This window comes from Mesorhizobium sp. M0815 (assembly GCF_040319995.1).
Taxonomy (GTDB): domain Bacteria; phylum Pseudomonadota; class Alphaproteobacteria; order Rhizobiales; family Rhizobiaceae; genus Mesorhizobium.
This window is the reverse complement of the sequence record NZ_JAMYOU010000007.1, coordinates 116336-132284: the sequence shown is the minus strand read 5'-3', so window position 1 is coordinate 132284 and position 15949 is coordinate 116336. Positions and strand designations below refer to the sequence as shown.

Genomic DNA, 15949 nt, shown 5'->3' with positions numbered 1-15949 from the left:
GCAGGAGCCAGGCGGCTCGACCGGCGATGACGGCCGCGGAGACCGATCGCGCGCTCGTCGAGCGGGTCGCGAAGGGCGACCGTGCCGCCGTGCGGCTCCTGTTCATGCGCCACCACGCGCGAGTCTACCGCTTCGTGGCACGCCAGACGGGATCGGAACTGATGGCCGACGATATCGCGAACGAGGTGTTCCTCGAACTCTGGCGGCAGGCGCCGGCCTTCGAGGGGCACTCGGAGGTCTCGACATGGCTGCTCGGCATTGCCCGCTTCAAGGCGCTGTCCCTGCTGCGCAAGAAGAAGGAAGACTGGATCGACGACGATGACGCGGCCCAGGTCGCCGACGGTGCCGACACGCCGGAAGTCGTGACGATGAAGGAAGACAAGGCCGCTGCCTTGCGACGCTTCATCGATGCCATGCCGGAAGAGCATCGCACGGTGATCGACCTTGCCTATTATCACGGGCAATCGGTGAGCGAGACCGGCGAGGTGCTCGGTATTCCGGTCGCCACGGTCAAGACCAGGATGTTCTACGCCCGCAAGAAACTCGGCGAAGCTCTCAGGGCCGCCGGTTACGACAGGGGGTGGCCATGAGCGCCGCTGAAAAAATGTCACGCCGCGACGAAATGGAAATGCTGCTGCCGTTTTATCTGAACGGCTCGCTGGAAGGCGCCGAGTTGGAAGCCATCGAGGAATGGCTGGAGAGCGATCCGGTGGCGATGGCCGCGCTTGGCGAGGCCGAGGCCGAATTCTCAGGCACTGCTGCCGCAAACGAGGCAATCCGCCCGCCGGCCGATGCGCTCAGCCGCTTTGCCAAGGCGCTCGACGCCGAGGCCGGCCCGGCCCGCGCGCCGGCGGCGTCACCCTGGCTGGCGCAGGCCTGGAGCCGCTTCATGGCGGTGCCGGCCGGCGTCGCCTGGGCCGCGGCCGCGGTGCTGCTGGCCCTGGTCGTCGCGCAATCCTTTGTCCAGACCCGCAGCAGAGGTGGCGACTTCGAGATTGCCGGATCGGCAGACGATCTGGCCAAAATGCCGTTTGCACTGGTGAAGTTCAAACCGGATGCGAAGCTGTCCGATATCGTCGCTTTTCTCGACCAGAACCAGTTGAAGATCGCCGGCGGGCCGACCGCCGACGGTGTCTTCCGCCTCGGCGTTCCGGCCAAGACCGCCGCCGACTATCAGAAGCTGCTTGGCCTTATTGCCGCCCAGCCTTTCACCGAAGCTGCCCTGGAGGGAAGGAAACCGGCTGATGGCGGCTAAGGCGGTCATTCGATTGACGGCGGCGATGACAATCTTCGCCACGTCCGCGATGGCGCAGACCAACGACCCGAACCTCACCCAGGCGGAGATCGACTGCCTGAACCGGGCAAGTGCCGCCGGCACCGACTGCGCCAAGGACGGCGACGACGGGAAGGATAGCGGCGGCAAAACGCCGGCTAAGGCTTCAACGGTGAGTGCCGTGTTTCTTCCCGCGCTGATCGTCGACTTGTTCCCCAATCCTGCCGTAGTCACCGAGGCGCCGATACCTCCCGGCAATACTGCGGCCCCGCCGACCGCTCCGCCTTCGGGTCTGCCGGCAATACCGGCGGCCGCGCCGGGCGGTCCGGTCGTAGCGCCCACCGATCTTGTCGCAACCGAGCCGCCGCGCGCCGTGATCGGCGATTTCGTGCCCGACGAGGTGCTGGTCACGGTCAATGGCGATGCCGGCGCGGTCCAGCAGATCGCCGCCTCGTTCGGCCTCGAAATACGCTCGGAGCGGCAGTCGCGGCTGCTCGGCAACACGCTGGTGCGCTTCGGCATTCCCGATGGCCGCCCAGTCGGCGTCGTGCTGGCGCAGCTTGCCGCCGACGGCCGCACTTTGCGGCGTGAGGCCAACCACGTCTATTCGCTGCAGCAGGCGGCCAGCATCGTCAATTATGCGTTCGAGCGCATCGCGCTCGACGCCAAGGAAGCCAGCGGCGAGAATGTCCGCGTCGGCGTCATCGACACCGGCATCGACGACAGCAATCCCGCGCTCTCCGGTGTCATCGCCGAGCAGTTCGATGCCATGCCCGACGTGCCGATCAAGGCGCGCGACCACGGTACTTCGGTCGATGGACTGATCGCCGGCACCGGCGCGTTCAAAGGCATGGCGCCGGGCGCCAGGATCTATCACGCCCGCGCCTTCGAGGGCGGCAAGTCGACCATGGACGTCATCCTTTCGGCGCTCGACTGGGCGGCGGAGCAGGATGTCCGCATCATCAATATGAGCTTCGTCGGCCCGAAGAACGACCTGCTCGGCATCGCCTGCCGCAATGCGCGCGCGCTCGGCATCGTGCTGGTCGCCGCCGCCGGCAATAACGGGCCGAAGGCGCCCTATGGTTATCCGGCCGCCTTCGACGGCGTGATCGCGGTGACGGCCACCGATGCCAAGGACGGGCTGATGCCGCAGGCCAATCGCGGCGCCTATGTCTTCATCTCCGCCCCGGGCGTCGAGATGGTGGCGCCAAGCGGCGCCGGCTCGGATGTGGTGACCGGGACGTCCTTTGCAGCAGCGATCGTGACCGGTGCCGTCGCCAACCTGTTGCATGCCGCGCCAGACCGCTCCGCCGATTGGGTCGAGAAAGCACTTGCCGCCACGGCAAAGGATCTCGGCCCCAAGGGACGCGACAATGATTTCGGCTTTGGCCTGCTGGACACCAAGGCGGCCGAGGCGGCCAAGGACTAAGTCTCGTGTTTGAACCGAGCCGTCTCATAACGCTGTCACGAAACTTGTCTCACGCCGTGCTATAATGACCAAGCCAACCTGCACTACGCCGCAGTAGGGAAAATGCTTCACCGCTGCGGGCACACAGAATGTGGACCTGTGGTCGCCAATCCGGATCAGAAATAAAAACGACAGGGAGGATGACGTGTCCCTCGACGCCAGTGGCTTCGATCAAGCAGTTGAAGAATACCACCTGGCTCTGGATGAGTTCATGAAAGGAAACCCCGCGCCAGCGAAGAAGCTCTTTTCCCAACGAGACGATGTAACACTGGGCAATCCCTTTGGCCCTTTCGCGCATGGATGGAAGCAGGTCGTTGAGACGATGGAGCAAGCGGCATCGAACTACAGGGACGGCGACGCTACCGGCTTCGAGAACATAGCGAAGTGTGTGACGTCTGAGCTGGCATACATCGTCGAAGTGGAGCGGCTCAGGTCCAAGGTTGGCGGTCGGAGCGATGTCACGCCTGTTGCGTTACGCGCGACGAGCGTCTTTCGCCCAGAAGATGGTCTGTGGAAGATTGTGCATCGTCATGCCGATTCGATAACGACGGCTCAGCCGGCCGATTCGGTACTCCGCCGATAGCGGTTGTGGTATTGGGGAAGCGATCGATCTCCTTTGCTGCTGCAGCGCGGCTATTCTTCAGTCCGTTCTCTGCTAAGGGTTGGCCCGCGTCATCGGGCTCGCAGGGTCGACGGCCGCTCTGGGTCGAACTCGGTTGCCGGGAGCGATCGAGTTTTGACCTTTACATCGGCGCGCCGGCCCTGGATGCCCTGACCACTGGTCGAACGGCCAGACCTCGCCGCGCGCGGCCTGCTCCGGCCGGAGATCCGCGACGCCAGCCGTTCGGCAATGCGCGCGCCGGCCAGGCGGATCGACTACGACGGCTCAAGTCGCGTTTTGCCGAGGACGCGCCAGAAAATAGAACGCGGCGATGTGCGTGATCATCAGCAGCGGTACGTAGATGATCGGGATCGCGTAGGTGGCGCCCAGTTCCCCCGCGCGTGCAGGAAGCCCGATCTGAATGGCGTGGTAATAGTCGACGATGAGGTCGACCGTCCCGACGACGTTGAAGGCGACGACCAACGGCCAGAAGAGCGGGCGTATCCTCACCGTGAGCAGCGCCAGCATGGCCAGCACGCCAGTCGCGAAATCGCCGTAGGCGGCAAACACGGCGAAATCGGCGGGCAGATTGGGGCTTACGACGCCCGGAACGATGAAGACGAGCCCGAAGAAGCGGAAGCTGTGCAGCGTAGCGATAGCACGTTGCGCTGCGACCCGGTCCATCGACCTGAGCCACGGCAAACCGTATGCGCCGAAGCAAAGCAGCCACGCGACATAGCCGAGAACAAGATGGGTTTGGAACACTATTTCCGTGGACATTTGGCCTTCTCTCAACAGTTGATTCACGCGGCTTTAAGCCCGCTACCGCAATTCGACTATCCGGTGTAATCACAACAACCTATGAAGCAGAACTACACAGTCCGACATGGTGCGCTGGAGGGCGTCGAGGCGTTCCTGGCCGTCGCCAGGCGCCGCAACTTCCGCCGTGCTGCCGCCGATCTCGGCGTGACGCCGTCCGCTGTGAGCCAAGCGGTGCGCGCGCTGGAAGCTCGCCTGGGTACGGCGCTGTTCGTCCGCACGACGCGGAGCGTCGGTTTAACCGAACCTGGCCAGCGGTTCCTCGACCGTGCCGGCCCTGCATTCGAAGAGCTCGTCGCGGCCGGCGAGGCTGCCCGCGATATCGGCCAACGGCCGACCGGTCTGCTGCGTCTGTCTGTGCCCCGCGCCATCGTGCCATTGATGTTGGAGCCGGTGCTCGCGTCGTTCTGCCAAGCCTATCCTGAGATCGAACTGGAGATCGCCGTGAGCGACCAGATGGTTGATCTGGCGACCGGCGGGTTCGATGCCGGCATCCGCCTCGGCCAGCTCATCGCCGCCGACATGGTCGCGGTGCGGCTGACTCCGCCGTTCTCGTTCGTGGTCGTCGGCAGCCCTGATTATCTCGAGCGCCACGGCCGTCCCGAGCGTGTCGAGGACTTGCGCCACCACGCCTGCTTACGCTTGCGCCGCTCGAATGGCGCGATCGCGCCCTGGTCCTTCGTCGACGGCAATGGCGCGATCGAAGCGATCGTCTCAGGCCCGCTGATCGCGCACGACTATTCGACATTGGTCGGGGCTGCGACGCGGGGCGTTGGGCTGGCGCAGACACCACGACCACTCGCCGAAGGTCTGATAGAAGAAGGAAAACTCAAGTCGGTGCTGGACAGCATCGCCACGACGACGCCGGGTGTCTTCCTCTATTATCCAGGCAAGCGCCAAGTCCTGCCGAAGCTGCGCGCCTTCATCGATCACCTCAAATCTGCGGCCTGACACCAGGACGCACTCGCTGGTGCTGGCCAACAGCCGCCAAGAGTCGACCTCGGCCGTTCAGAGTGATTGCCTCTAGGCCGGTGCGCCGGCGACCGATCCCCTGACCACCAGGTCGACCGGCCAGACCTCGCCGCGAGCCCCCTCCTCCAGGCCGGAAATCCGCGCCGCCAGCCGTTCGGCGATGCGCGCGCCGGCCAGGCGGATCGACGAACGCGTCGTCGACAGCGGCACCGAAAAATTCTCCGGCTTCAGCCAGGGAAAGACGTCGTCATGGGCGATCAGCGACAGGTCGCCCGGAATGGTCAGGCCGAGATCGCGCACCGCGCGCACCACGCCGAGCGCCATGATCAGGCTGGAGCAGGCGATCGCCGTCGGCGCGTCGCTTTGTTCCAGCAAGCGCCGGGCAGCGCGGTAGCCATTCTCCTCGGTCATGGTGAGGGAACAGACATGCTGATCACCAAGCACCAGGCCGCTTGCCGCTAGCGCGCGCCGAACGCCGCGCTCGCGGTGGATGGCGAAGGTCTCGCGATCGTCGCCATTGATCAGCGCCAGACGCCTGTGACCGAGCTGGACGAGAAGCCGCGCCGCCTCGTGGAAGGCGCCCTCATTGTCGATGTCGGTGAAGGGATAGTCGAAATCGAAGCCTTCGCTGCGGCCATGGACGATGAAAGGAATGCCGAGCGTATTGACCAGCGCCACCCGGCGGTCGGCCGGCCTCGGCGACGAGATATAGACCGCGTCGACCTGCCGGTTGGCGACAATACGGCGGTAGGTCGTCTCCTGGTCGTCGGCATCGGCCGGTGACAGCACCAGGTCGAGCTCGTGCGAACGCGCATAGTCGCCGAGGCCGGACAGGAACTCGACGAAATGCGGGTCGATGTCGACGGTCGTCCCCGTCGGCAGCACATAGCCGATCATGCCGGTCTTGCCGGTCGCCAGCCGGCGCGCGCTCGGATTGGGGCGATAGCCGTGACGCTTGGCGGCATCGACCACCCGCCGGCGCGTTTCCTCGTTGACTTCCGGGTAGCCGTTCAATGCGCGGCTGACCGTGGTCTGCGAAAGCGCCAGCATGTGGGAGAGCTGCTTGAGGTTCACCGGAGGCCTCCAAAACCTCAAAGCGCTTTTAATCTGAATCGAGCTGGCCGCTACGAACCGCCTTGCCGAGCGCAATGACCATACGCACGGTTCGGACCGGTTTGAAGCCGAATTTGCTGCTGCACCGCCAGAAAACTGTGCTGCAGCGCACTTTCGCTGGCACTCGGCCGCAGAAATTAAATCGATTAGCGTGGCTTTCTCTTGACTCCGGATCAATTCAGTGGCGTGATCAAAATCACCAAAGCGCTTTGGAAGACTCTACGAAAGGTTGCAGTTCCTTTCCGACTGAGTCACAGTCCTGCAGCGCCGGCGGACGGAATGGAGGTTTCGTTCGGTGTTTGTCACCACTGGGAGGGAATACCGATGAAGAAAATGCTTCTGCTGGGCGCTGCGTTTGCCACGCTCGCCCTGGCCATGCCGGCGCAAGCCGAACTGAAGTTCAAGCCGGGCGAAGATCCCCGTTTCAACTGGGCCAACTACGAGGAGCTCAAGAAGGTCGACCTCAAGGGCGAGACGCTGACGATCTTCGGACCGTGGCGCGGCGAGGACGAAGGGCTTGTCCGCACCGTTCTCGATTATTTCTCCGAAGCCACCGGCGCCGAGATCAAGTACTCCTCGTCGGAGAATTACGAGCAGCAGATCGTCATCGACACGCAGGCCGGCAGCCCGCCCAACATCGCCGTGCTGCCGCAGCCGGGTCTGATCCAGGATCTGGCATCGAAGGGGCTTTTGACGCCGCTCGGCGACGACACCGCCACCTGGGTCAAGGACAATTACGGCGCCGGCCAATCCTGGGTCGACCTCGGCACCTTCAAGGACAAGGACGGCAAGCCCGGTTTCTTCGCGTTCCCCTACAAGGCCGACGTGAAATCGCTAGTCTGGTACTCGCCGGATAATTTCGAGGAAGCCGGCTACAAGGTGCCGAAGACGCAGGAAGAGCTTGCCGAGCTCGAAAAGAAGATCATCGCCGACGGCGGCACGCCATGGTGCATCGGGCTTGGTTCGGGCGGCGCCACCGGCTGGCCTGCGACCGACTGGGTCGAAGACATCATGCTGCGCACCCAGACGCCCGAGACCTACGACAAATGGGTGAAGAACGAAATTCGGTTCAACGATCCGGCCGTGGTCAACGCCATCGACATTTTCGGCAAGATCGCGACCGACGACAAAATGGTCGAGGGCGGTGCAAAGGCGGTTGCGGCGACCGATTTCCGCGACAGCCCGAAGGGCCTCTTCTCGGTGCCGCCAAAATGCTATCTGCACCACCAGGCATCATTCATCCCGACCTTCTTCCCGCAAGGCACCAAGATCGGCGAGGATGCCGACTTCTTCTATTACCCGCCCTACGCCTCCAAGCCCGATCTCGGCACTCCGGTGCTGGGCGCCGGCACGCTCGCCATGATCACCAAGGATAGCAAGAGTGCCCGCGCGTTCATCGAATTCCTGAAGCTGCCGCTCGCTCATGAGATCTGGATGGCGCAGGGTGGCTTCGTGACGCCGTTCAAGTCGGTCAACAAGGACGCCTATGCCAGCGACGCGCTGAAGAAGCAGGGCGAAATCCTGGCCAACGCCTCGACCTTCCGCTTCGATGGGTCCGACCTGATGCCGGGCAAGATCGGCGCCGGCGCCTTCTGGACCGGCATGATCGACCTGGTCGGCGGCAAGTCCGCCCAGGACGTCGCCACCGATATCCAGAAAAGCTGGGACGCGATCAAGTAAGCGGCCGGCTTGCGTTCCCAATGTGATGCGGTCCGGGCCTCAAACGGCCCGGACCTTATCCGGTGCTTGGCGTCGCGTCGATTGTCGTGAGCACAACGCATTCCGGCATGATGCGCGCCCAGTGACCTGCTTTTCGGCTGGTCGCGCTCCAGACAACTGAATCGGCGCATGATCCCGCCGCCAAAGCCATTCTCGACTGGCGGATCCGTGCGCAGGGGGAGGGACCCATGGCGGCTCAGATTTTTTCGGCGATATTCGTCATCATCATCGGCGTGGGCGGCTGCGTCGCCTATTTCTGGGGCGCCAACAAGGCACTCGATACGATCTTTCCGGCACGCGGCGTTGCCGGCAAGGCGGCGATTAACAATCTGCGGCGGCAGGGGGTGATCCGGCCGTGGCTGTTCGTCGGGCCGGCGATGATCATCCTCACCATCTACCTGATCTACCCGGTGGTGGAGACGCTGAGGCTGTCGTTCCTCGATCGCGGCGGCGGCCATTTCGTCGGCTTGGCCAACTATCACTGGGCGTTCGGCGACCGCGAGTTCCGCAACTCGATCCTCAACAACATCATCTGGCTGGCAGTGGTGCCGGCCGCCTGCACCTTCCTCGGGCTGATCATCGCCGTGCTCACCGACAAGATCTGGTGGGGCACCATCGCCAAGAGCCTGATCTTCCTGCCGCTGGCCATCTCCTTCGTCGGCGCCAGCGTCATCTGGAAATTCATCTACGAGTATCGCGGCGACGGCCAGACGCAGATCGGTCTGCTCAACGCCATCATCCAGTATTTCGGCGGCCAGCCGCAGGTCTGGATATCGCTGCCGTTCTGGAACAACTTCTTCCTGATGGTCATCCTGATCTGGATCCAGACCGGCTTTGCCATGGTCATCCTGTCGTCGGCCTTGCGCGGCATTCCGGAAGAGACGCTGGAAGCCGCCGTCATCGACGGCGCCAATCCTTTCCAGATCTTCTGGAAGATCATGGTGCCGCAGATCTGGGGCACCATCGCCGTAGTCTGGACCACCATCACCATCCTGGTGCTGAAGGTTTTCGACATCGTGCTGACCATGACCAACGGCCAGTGGAACAGCCAGGTGCTGGCCAATCTGATGTTCGACTGGATGTTCCGCGGCGGCGGCGATTTCGGCCGCGGCGCCACCATCGCCATCATCATCATGATCGCGGTCATTCCGATCATGGTCTGGAACATCCGCCAGGCGAACAAAGAGACGGAGGGACATTGAGATGGCCGTGGCGACCGGAAAGTCCTTTGTCAGCCGTTTCGGCGTCCATATCGCCGTCTTCATCTTCGTTGCGATCTGGACGATCCCGACGCTCGGCATCCTGGTCTCGTCGCTGCGCGACAAGGACCAGATCATCGCTTCGGGCTGGTGGAACTCGTTCACCAGTTCCAGCCAGACGGAAGCCGGACGGCTGCCGCCCGCTTCGGCGCAGGTCGAGAAGGACGGCAAGTTCGTCCTGCAAGGCAATATCTTCGGCGACGGTCCTGCCCGCAACATCAGCGCCTTCGGCGTCAAGTCGGCAGCGCCGACGCAATATCCCGCCGGCACGACAGCCGATCTCGGGGACGGCGTGACCCTGCAGCTCAATGCCGACGGCAGTTTCGTCATGACCTCGCCGAAGGCTTTCGAAAGCGAACGCGGCCAGCGCGTCTATTACGCCTCGTCGGCGCCGCCGAAATTCACCACCGACAATTACGACACGGTGCTGTTTTCGGAAGGCATCGGCCGCTCCTTCATGAACTCGCTGACAGTCACTATTCCGGCGACCGTGATCCCGATCCTGATCGCCGCGTTCGCCGCCTACGCTTTGGCGTGGATGCGCTTTCCCGGCCGGGCGCTGCTCATCGCCGTCATCATCGGCCTCCTGGTCGTGCCGCTGCAGATGTCACTGATCCCGCTGTTGAAGCTCTACAACGGCGTCGGCAGTTTCTTCGGCGTGCCGTCGAAAACCTATCTCGGCATCTGGCTGGCGCATACCGGCTTCGGCCTGCCCTTCGCCATCTATCTGTTGAGGAGTTATATTGCCGGCCTGCCACGCGAGATCATGGAATCGGCGCGGATCGACGGCGCCAGCGATTTCGAGATCTTCGTCAAGATCGTCCTGCCATTGTCGTTCCCGGTGCTGGCCTCGTTCGCCATCTTCCAGTTTCTCTGGGTGTGGAACGATCTGCTGGTGGCGATGGTTTTCCTCGGTACCGAGGGCGACCAGATCGTGCTGACCGCCAAGCTCAATGCGTTGCTCGGTTCGCGCGGCGGCGACTGGGAGATCCTGACGACATCGGCCTTCGTCACCATCATCGTGCCGCTGATCGTGTTCTTCTCGCTGCAGCGCTATTTCGTCCGCGGGCTGCTTGCCGGCTCGGTGAAAGGAGGTTGAAATCATGCAATCCGCTTTGAAGGCGACCCCGAAGCCCGATCTCGCGATCGATCGCGACTGGTGGCGAGGTGCCGTGATCTACCAGATCTATCCGCGCAGCTATCAGGATTCGAACGGCGACGGCATCGGCGACCTCAGGGGCATCATCGGCCGGCTGCCGTACATCGCCTCGCTTGGTGCCGACGCCATCTGGATCTCGCCATTTTTCAAATCGCCGATGAAGGATTTCGGCTACGACGTGTCGGATTATTGCGACGTCGATCCGATGTTCGGCACGCTGGCCGACTTCGACGCGCTGACCGCAGAGGCGCACCGGCTTGGCCTCAAGGTGATGATCGACGAGGTGCTCTCGCACACCGCCGACATCCATCCATGGTTCAAGGAAAGCCGTTCGAGCCGCAGCAATCCAAAAGCCGACTGGTATGTCTGGGCGGATGCCAAGCCGGACGGCACGCCGCCCAACAACTGGCTGTCGATCTTCGGCGGCTCGGCCTGGCAGTGGGACACCAGCCGCCAGCAATATTACCTGCATAATTTCCTGGCCGAGCAGCCCGACCTCAACTTCCACAGCCGCGCGGTCCAGGACGCGCTGCTCGATGTCACCCGCTTCTGGCTGGAGCGCGGCGTCGATGGCTTTCGCCTCGATACCATCAATTTCTACTTCCACAGCCAAGGCCTGGAAGACAATCCGCCGCTGCCGCCCGAGCAGCGCAACGACCAGACGGCGCCGGCCGTCAACCCCTACAACTACCAGGACCATCTCTACGACAAGAGCCGGCCTGAAAACCTCGGCTTCCTCGAACGCTTCCGCGCCTTGCTCGACGAATATCCGGCGACGGCCGCGGTTGGCGAAGTCGGCGATTCGCAGCGTGGGCTGGAAGTGGTGGCGGCCTATACGGCAGGCGGCAAACGCGTGCATATGTGCTACTCCTTCGACTTCCTGGCGCCGGAGAAGATCAGCGCGGCAAAGGTCCGCTCGGTGCTGGAAACCTTCGGCAAGGTGGCCAGCGACGGTTGGTCGTGCTGGGCCTTCTCCAACCATGACGTGATGCGCCCTGCCTCGCGCTGGGCTGCCGGCGAGCCCGACCCGACCGCCTACCTCAAGGTCATCTCGGCGCTGCTGATGTCGTTGCGCGGCTCGGTCTGCATCTATCAGGGCGAGGAGCTCGGGCTTAGCGAGGCCGAGCTCAGCTTCGAGGATCTGCAGGACCCATACGGCATCCGCTTCTGGCCGGAATTCAAGGGCCGCGATGGCTGCCGCACGCCGATGGTTTGGGACGGCGCTGCCCGCAATGGCGGCTTCTCGACGGCAAAGCCCTGGCTGCCGGTGCCCAGCAAGCATCTTGCGCAAGCGGTCAATGTGCAGCAGGGCGACGGCGGCTCGCTGCTCGAGCACTATCGGCGCTTCCTGGCTTTCCGCCGCGCCCATCCGGCGCTGGCCAAGGGCGATATCGAGTTCATCGAAAGCGAGGGCGACACCGTCGCCTTCACGCGCCGCGAAGGCAACGAGCAGATCGTCTGCGCCTTCAATCTCGGAGCAAAGCCGGCCGAGGTCGATCTCGGCGGCCGCTCACTGCAGCCCTTGCCGGGACACGGGTTTTCGGGACAGACTGGCGCCGGCACTATCCGCCTCGGCGGCTACGGCGCCTGGTTCGGGCGTATCGACTGAATTCAAGGAAGAACTGGAGGGTACCATGGCCGATGTCACGCTAAGGCAAGTGAAGAAATCATACGGCAATCTCAACATTCTGCACGGCGTCGACCTCGACATAAAGTCGGGCGAATTCATCGTCTTCGTCGGTCCGTCTGGTTGCGGCAAGTCGACCTTGCTGCGCTGCATCGCCGGGCTGGAGGAGATCACCTCAGGCGAGCTCAAGATAGACGGCGAAATCGTCAACGACGTGCCGCCGTCGAAGCGCGGCATCGCCATGGTGTTCCAGTCCTATGCGCTCTATCCGCACATGACCGTCTACGACAACATGGCGTTCTCGATGAAGATCGGCAAGGAAAGCAAGGCCGAGATCGACAAGCGGGTGCGCCAGGCGGCCGAGATCCTGCAGCTGACCAAATATCTCGACCGTCTGCCCAAGGCGATGTCGGGCGGCCAGCGCCAGCGCGTCGCTATCGGCCGCGCCATCGTGCGCAATCCCAAGGTCTTCCTGTTCGACGAGCCGCTGTCCAACCTCGACGCGGCGCTGCGCGTCGCTACCCGCATCGAGATCGCCAAGCTCAAGGAATCGATGCCGGCCACAACGATGATCTACGTCACCCACGACCAGGTCGAGGCGATGACGCTGGCCGACCGCATCGTGGTTCTGAAGGAAGGCCATATCGAACAGGTCGGCACGCCGATGGAGCTCTACAAGCGGCCCGGCAATCTGTTCGTCGCCCAGTTCATCGGCTCGCCGGCGATGAACATCCTGCCGGCAACGATCGACAGGACCGGCGACCCCACCGTCGTCAGCCATGTCGGCGGCCGCAAGGCAACGGTGCCGATCACAACACCCGCCTCGGTGAAAGGCGCTGCGGTGAGCTTCGGCGTGCGGCCGGAGGATCTGATGATTGCCACCGGCGCCGACTATTTGTTCGAAGGGACGGTCGATTATGTCGAGCAGCTCGGCGAGGTCCAACTCGTCTATGTCGACATCGGCCGCGCCGACCTGCCGCTGGTGACCAAGCTGCCGGGCAATGTCGAGGTCAAGCGCGGAGCGACGCTGCGGCTGACGGCGGACGCAGGCGACCTGCATATTTTCGACGCCGACGGGCGCTCTTTCGCGCTCCATGAAGCAGAAGCAAAGGCGGCTTGAAGCAGGCGCTTTTCCGCCATGCAAAGACAAGAGCGGCGGGCATGGCCCGCCGCTCTTGTTTGGAATTCCAGTTCGGCTGTTAGAGCGGTTCATCGTTTCGTGGAAACGCCGAACCGCTCTATCTCTTTGTTTTGACGCAATTCCGGACGGAAAACCGTTTCACACTTTTCCTGGAATTGCTCTAGTTGTTACCGAAGAGGTTGCGGTCGGCGCCCTGAGGCGCGGACTTGGGCACATCGCCAGACGAATTCAGCAGTTTGTAGATCGGCGAATTGCTGTCACGTACCGAAAACGTCTGCGTCTTGTCGACGTTGACGGTCGACTGCTTGTTGATGTCGGTCCCGCCAACATTGTCGTTGCGGGCATAGGCGCTGCCGGCGGCAATCAAGAGAGCGAAGGCAGTAAGAACAATCTTTTTCATTTGGGTACTCCTGGATTTTCGAATCAAGCGGCGGGCTCACCCGCCGCTTTGATGCTGGGATCGGCTATTAGTTGTTGCCGAAGAGGTTGCGGTCGGCGCCCTGGACGACCGGCTGCTTTTCAGCATGGTCCGACGTCTTGACGGAAGCCGTGTACGAGCTATCGACGGAAGGCGCAGGCTGGTTGGCACCGTTGGAACCATAATTGTCGCTAGCGGCGAAAGCGCTGCCGGTGATGGCCAGAACGGCGGCGGCAGCAAGAACGATCTTTTTCATTTTAATACTCCTGAATTTCTCGGGTCCCGGGCGGCGGATAATGCCCGCCGCCCTGATGCTGGGATCGGCTGTTAGTTGTTGCCGAAGAGGTTACGGTCGGCGCCCTGGACAGGCTGCTCGTCAGCATGAGCCGGCTTCTGAATGGAAGCCGTGTACGAGCTGTCGACCGAAGCGGCAGGCTGGTTCGAACCCTTGGAACCAAAGTTGTCGCTGCCAGCGAAGGCGCTGCCGGTGATGGCCAAAACGGCGACGGCGGCAAGAGCGATCTTTTTCATTTTAGTACTCCAGTATCTCAGTTTTTCCGTCCGGCGAGCGGCGTGTCTTGGGAGGAATTCGCGTCGTTCGGACAGCCCCGATGTGGGAAAGGCAATGGCCAGTTTCCAATCACGAAGTTGTTTGGTGTGGACCAAGAATCTACACCTTGAAATTGTGCCAGAGATTCCCTCCGCCACAATTTTATTGCTAAATATCAAGTAGATAGCCCATAGCATCGGTCTGGCTGCAAGGTGGCTTGGAGAGGCAGCGTTCACAGCGTCCTGCACGCATTGTCAACAGAAACGAACCGTTCGGTTCGATTTTTTAAACCGATAAAAGTAGCAGCAGCGGTTGTTTGTCGAATCGTTAACCATTTCAGCCAAACGCGACCTTGCCGTTCTACCTGTTTTCGGCCCGTTTATGCCGGGCAGCGAAGACTGCAACGGAGCAAGCAGAACCGGATCAGACCCCGTAGCGTTCGGTGCGGATGAGTGCCGCCGGGACGCCGGCATCGATCAGTGCCTCGGCGGCGGCCGTCACGAATGCGTTCGAGCCGCAGACGAAGGCCAGCTTCGGCGGCGCGGGCAGCCTCGTCATGGCTTGCACCATCATCGCGGCGTCGATCCGCCGCGCATAATCCGCCGGACGGCGGGCCGGCTCGCGCGTCAGCGTCAGCACCAGGTCGAAGCCATCCCGGCGCTCGGCGAGGTCGATCAACTCGTCGCGAAAGATCACCTCGTCCCAGACCCGCGCGGAAAATACCAAGGCGGCGGCGACCAGCGACCCCCGCATCGCCCGGTGACGGACCATCGACATCAGCGGCACTACGCCCGACCCGCCGCCGACGAGCAGGAGCGGTCCGCCATCGCTGTCGGACCAGACGAAATGGCCGCCGAGCGGCCCGCGCAATTCGACGTCGTCGCCCACCGCCGCAATCTCGTGAAAGAACGGCGAGACCTCGCCGTCCTCGAGTTTTTCAATCGCCAGTTCGATGGTCTCGCCGGTCTCCGGCGCCGAGGCGATGGAATAGGAGCGGCGCGCCTGATAACCGTCAGGCGCCGTCAGCCTGACGTCGACATGCTGTCCGGCACGGTAAGCGAAGGGCCGCGATGGCTGCAGGAAAAAGCTGGTGACGCGCGGCGTGCGCTTTTGGATGCGGGTGATGGTGACTGTCTGCCAGGGCGACTGCGCCGCCGGTGCGTCGCTCATGGATCGTTCGTGTAGCGCTGCTCGCGCCACGGGTCGCCATAGATATGATAGCCTCGCAACTCCCAGAAACCCGGCTCGTCACGCTCGGTGAACTGCAGCCCGTTCAGCCATTTGGCCGATTTCCAGAAATAGAGATGTGGAACGAGCAGCCGCGCCGGCCCGCCATGATCGGGGGTGATCGGCTTGCCCTCGTAAAGCAGTGCCACCATCGCCTTGCCGCCGGTGAGATCCTTCGTCGGCACGTTGGTGGAATAGCCGTCGAAACCCAGCGCCAGCGTGAAGGCGGTGGGCGGCTCGATGCCGGCGTCGGCAAGGATGTCGTCGACCAGCACGCCCTGCCACGCCGTGTCGAACTTGGTCCATGCGGTCACGCAATGGATGTCGCGCGTCATCTTGGTCAAGGACAGCGCATTGAACTCGGCCCAGTTCCACTTCTTGATCGGCCGCGGCCCGTGCTTAAGCGTGAACGACCAATCCTCGGTGCGCACATGCGGCGTCGGGCCGGCCGACAGGACCGGGAAACCTTGCTCGAGATACTGCCCCGGCGGGATACGTGCATTCGTATCCGTCGGGGGCTTTCGTCCGGAAGAGAAGCCTCGGGTAACCATCGAGAATATCCGTTTGCGCAAGGTCCAATCGACCCTTGTCAGTTTTCTCGAA

Annotated in this window: 17 protein-coding genes; 10 read left to right on the top strand and 7 right to left on the bottom strand. The window is 62.8% G+C overall.

Annotation, left to right across the window (positions count from 1 at the left end; all coding sequences use genetic code 11):
• Positions 1 to 26 precede the first annotated feature (26 nt).
• From NKI01_RS11055 to NKI01_RS11040, 4 genes are all read left to right on the top strand, one after another.
• Complete coding sequence (locus NKI01_RS11055; protein ID WP_352963154.1) at positions 27 to 590, top strand: sigma-70 family RNA polymerase sigma factor; 564 nt, start codon at positions 27 to 29, stop codon at positions 588 to 590.
• Positions 587 to 1255: an anti-sigma factor gene (locus tag NKI01_RS11050; protein WP_352963152.1), complete on the top strand. Its 669-nt coding sequence runs from the start codon at positions 587 to 589 to the stop codon at positions 1253 to 1255. Before NKI01_RS11055 ends, NKI01_RS11050 begins: the two co-directional genes overlap by 4 nt.
• Positions 1245 to 2702, top strand: a complete 1458-nt coding sequence (locus tag NKI01_RS11045) for a S8 family serine peptidase (RefSeq protein ID WP_352963150.1) — start codon at positions 1245 to 1247, stop codon at positions 2700 to 2702. Before NKI01_RS11050 ends, NKI01_RS11045 begins: the two co-directional genes overlap by 11 nt.
• 184 nt (positions 2703 to 2886) lie before the next feature.
• On the top strand, positions 2887 to 3324 hold the full coding sequence (locus tag NKI01_RS11040; protein ID WP_352963148.1) for a YybH family protein: 438 nt from the start codon (positions 2887 to 2889) through the stop codon (positions 3322 to 3324).
• Between the two features lie 303 nt (positions 3325 to 3627).
• Here NKI01_RS11040 and NKI01_RS11035 read toward each other — a convergent pair whose 3' ends face one another.
• Positions 3628 to 4122, bottom strand: a complete 495-nt coding sequence (locus NKI01_RS11035) for a DUF8737 domain-containing protein (protein WP_352484362.1) — start codon at positions 4120 to 4122, stop codon at positions 3628 to 3630.
• Positions 4123 to 4203: 81 nt separating this feature from the next.
• Here NKI01_RS11035 and NKI01_RS11030 point away from each other — a divergent pair, with 81 nt between their 5' ends.
• Positions 4204 to 5112, top strand: coding sequence for a LysR family transcriptional regulator (locus tag NKI01_RS11030; RefSeq protein ID WP_352963146.1), 909 nt, complete (start codon positions 4204 to 4206; stop codon positions 5110 to 5112).
• Between the two features lie 72 nt (positions 5113 to 5184).
• Here NKI01_RS11030 and NKI01_RS11025 read toward each other — a convergent pair whose 3' ends face one another.
• Positions 5185 to 6207, bottom strand: a complete 1023-nt coding sequence (locus NKI01_RS11025) for a substrate-binding domain-containing protein (protein WP_352495219.1) — start codon at positions 6205 to 6207, stop codon at positions 5185 to 5187.
• Positions 6208 to 6570: 363 nt separating this feature from the next.
• On the opposite strand from NKI01_RS11025, the gene NKI01_RS11020 reads away from it, so the two are divergent.
• The 5 genes from NKI01_RS11020 to NKI01_RS11000 all read left to right on the top strand — a co-directional run bounded on the left by NKI01_RS11020 (position 6571) and on the right by NKI01_RS11000 (position 13130).
• Positions 6571 to 7926 (top strand): ABC transporter substrate-binding protein, encoded by a 1356-nt coding sequence (locus tag NKI01_RS11020; RefSeq protein WP_352963144.1) that lies wholly within the window; start codon positions 6571 to 6573, stop codon positions 7924 to 7926.
• Positions 7927 to 8153: 227 nt separating this feature from the next.
• Complete coding sequence (locus NKI01_RS11015) at positions 8154 to 9167, top strand: carbohydrate ABC transporter permease (protein WP_352963142.1); 1014 nt, start codon at positions 8154 to 8156, stop codon at positions 9165 to 9167.
• Position 9168: 1 nt separating this feature from the next.
• Complete coding sequence (locus NKI01_RS11010; RefSeq protein WP_023718340.1) at positions 9169 to 10323, top strand: carbohydrate ABC transporter permease; 1155 nt, start codon at positions 9169 to 9171, stop codon at positions 10321 to 10323.
• Positions 10324 to 10327: 4 nt separating this feature from the next.
• Positions 10328 to 11992 carry a beta-galactosidase BglA gene (gene bglA, locus NKI01_RS11005; RefSeq protein WP_352963140.1) on the top strand — a complete coding sequence of 555 codons (1665 nt, stop codon included), beginning with the start codon at positions 10328 to 10330 and terminating at the stop codon, positions 11990 to 11992.
• 25 nt (positions 11993 to 12017) lie between these two features.
• The gene (locus NKI01_RS11000) at positions 12018 to 13130 is read left to right on the top strand and encodes an ABC transporter ATP-binding protein (protein ID WP_352963138.1); all 1113 of its coding nucleotides are present in this window, start codon (positions 12018 to 12020) and stop codon (positions 13128 to 13130) included.
• Between the two features lie 181 nt (positions 13131 to 13311).
• On the opposite strand, the gene NKI01_RS10995 is transcribed toward NKI01_RS11000, so the two are convergent.
• The 5 genes from NKI01_RS10995 to NKI01_RS10975 all read right to left on the bottom strand — a co-directional run bounded on the left by NKI01_RS10995 (position 13312) and on the right by NKI01_RS10975 (position 15897).
• The gene (locus NKI01_RS10995; RefSeq protein ID WP_352963136.1) at positions 13312 to 13551 is read right to left on the bottom strand and encodes a DUF680 domain-containing protein; all 240 of its coding nucleotides are present in this window, start codon (positions 13549 to 13551) and stop codon (positions 13312 to 13314) included.
• A gap of 67 nt (positions 13552 to 13618) precedes the next feature.
• Complete coding sequence (locus tag NKI01_RS10990; RefSeq protein WP_023718336.1) at positions 13619 to 13825, bottom strand: DUF680 domain-containing protein; 207 nt, start codon at positions 13823 to 13825, stop codon at positions 13619 to 13621.
• A 71-nt stretch (positions 13826 to 13896) separates the two neighbouring features.
• Positions 13897 to 14100 (bottom strand): DUF680 domain-containing protein, encoded by a 204-nt coding sequence (locus NKI01_RS10985; RefSeq protein ID WP_352963194.1) that lies wholly within the window; start codon positions 14098 to 14100, stop codon positions 13897 to 13899.
• Between the two features lie 442 nt (positions 14101 to 14542).
• Positions 14543 to 15289 carry an FAD-binding oxidoreductase gene (locus NKI01_RS10980; RefSeq protein WP_023718334.1) on the bottom strand — a complete coding sequence of 249 codons (747 nt, stop codon included), beginning with the start codon at positions 15287 to 15289 and terminating at the stop codon, positions 14543 to 14545.
• Positions 15286 to 15897, bottom strand: coding sequence for a molybdopterin-dependent oxidoreductase (locus NKI01_RS10975; RefSeq protein ID WP_352817125.1), 612 nt, complete (start codon positions 15895 to 15897; stop codon positions 15286 to 15288). The genes NKI01_RS10980 and NKI01_RS10975 overlap by 4 nt, the downstream gene beginning before the upstream one ends.
• Positions 15898 to 15949 lie beyond the last annotated feature (52 nt).

What these genes read in the sequence shown, in the direction of transcription:
- NKI01_RS11055 (WP_352963154.1), top strand. Translation starts at nt 27, where the DNA reads ATGACGGCCGCGGAGACCGATCGCGCGCTCGTCGAGCGGGTCGCGAAG.
- NKI01_RS10980 (WP_023718334.1), bottom strand. Translation starts at nt 15,289, where the DNA reads ATGAGCGACGCACCGGCGGCGCAGTCGCCCTGGCAGACAGTCACCATC.
- NKI01_RS11000 (WP_352963138.1), top strand. Translation starts at nt 12,018, where the DNA reads ATGGCCGATGTCACGCTAAGGCAAGTGAAGAAATCATACGGCAATCTC.
- NKI01_RS11045 (WP_352963150.1), top strand. Translation starts at nt 1,245, where the DNA reads ATGGCGGCTAAGGCGGTCATTCGATTGACGGCGGCGATGACAATCTTC.
- bglA (WP_352963140.1), top strand. Translation starts at nt 10,328, where the DNA reads ATGCAATCCGCTTTGAAGGCGACCCCGAAGCCCGATCTCGCGATCGAT.
- NKI01_RS10985 (WP_352963194.1), bottom strand. Translation starts at nt 14,100, where the DNA reads ATGAAAAAGATCGCTCTTGCCGCCGTCGCCGTTTTGGCCATCACCGGC.
- NKI01_RS11020 (WP_352963144.1), top strand. Translation starts at nt 6,571, where the DNA reads ATGAAGAAAATGCTTCTGCTGGGCGCTGCGTTTGCCACGCTCGCCCTG.
- NKI01_RS11035 (WP_352484362.1), bottom strand. Translation starts at nt 4,122, where the DNA reads ATGTCCACGGAAATAGTGTTCCAAACCCATCTTGTTCTCGGCTATGTC.
- NKI01_RS10975 (WP_352817125.1), bottom strand. Translation starts at nt 15,897, where the DNA reads ATGGTTACCCGAGGCTTCTCTTCCGGACGAAAGCCCCCGACGGATACG.
- NKI01_RS11010 (WP_023718340.1), top strand. Translation starts at nt 9,169, where the DNA reads ATGGCCGTGGCGACCGGAAAGTCCTTTGTCAGCCGTTTCGGCGTCCAT.
- NKI01_RS11030 (WP_352963146.1), top strand. Translation starts at nt 4,204, where the DNA reads ATGAAGCAGAACTACACAGTCCGACATGGTGCGCTGGAGGGCGTCGAG.
- NKI01_RS10990 (WP_023718336.1), bottom strand. Translation starts at nt 13,825, where the DNA reads ATGAAAAAGATCGTTCTTGCTGCCGCCGCCGTTCTGGCCATCACCGGC.
- NKI01_RS11015 (WP_352963142.1), top strand. Translation starts at nt 8,154, where the DNA reads ATGGCGGCTCAGATTTTTTCGGCGATATTCGTCATCATCATCGGCGTG.
- NKI01_RS10995 (WP_352963136.1), bottom strand. Translation starts at nt 13,551, where the DNA reads ATGAAAAAGATTGTTCTTACTGCCTTCGCTCTCTTGATTGCCGCCGGC.
- NKI01_RS11050 (WP_352963152.1), top strand. Translation starts at nt 587, where the DNA reads ATGAGCGCCGCTGAAAAAATGTCACGCCGCGACGAAATGGAAATGCTG.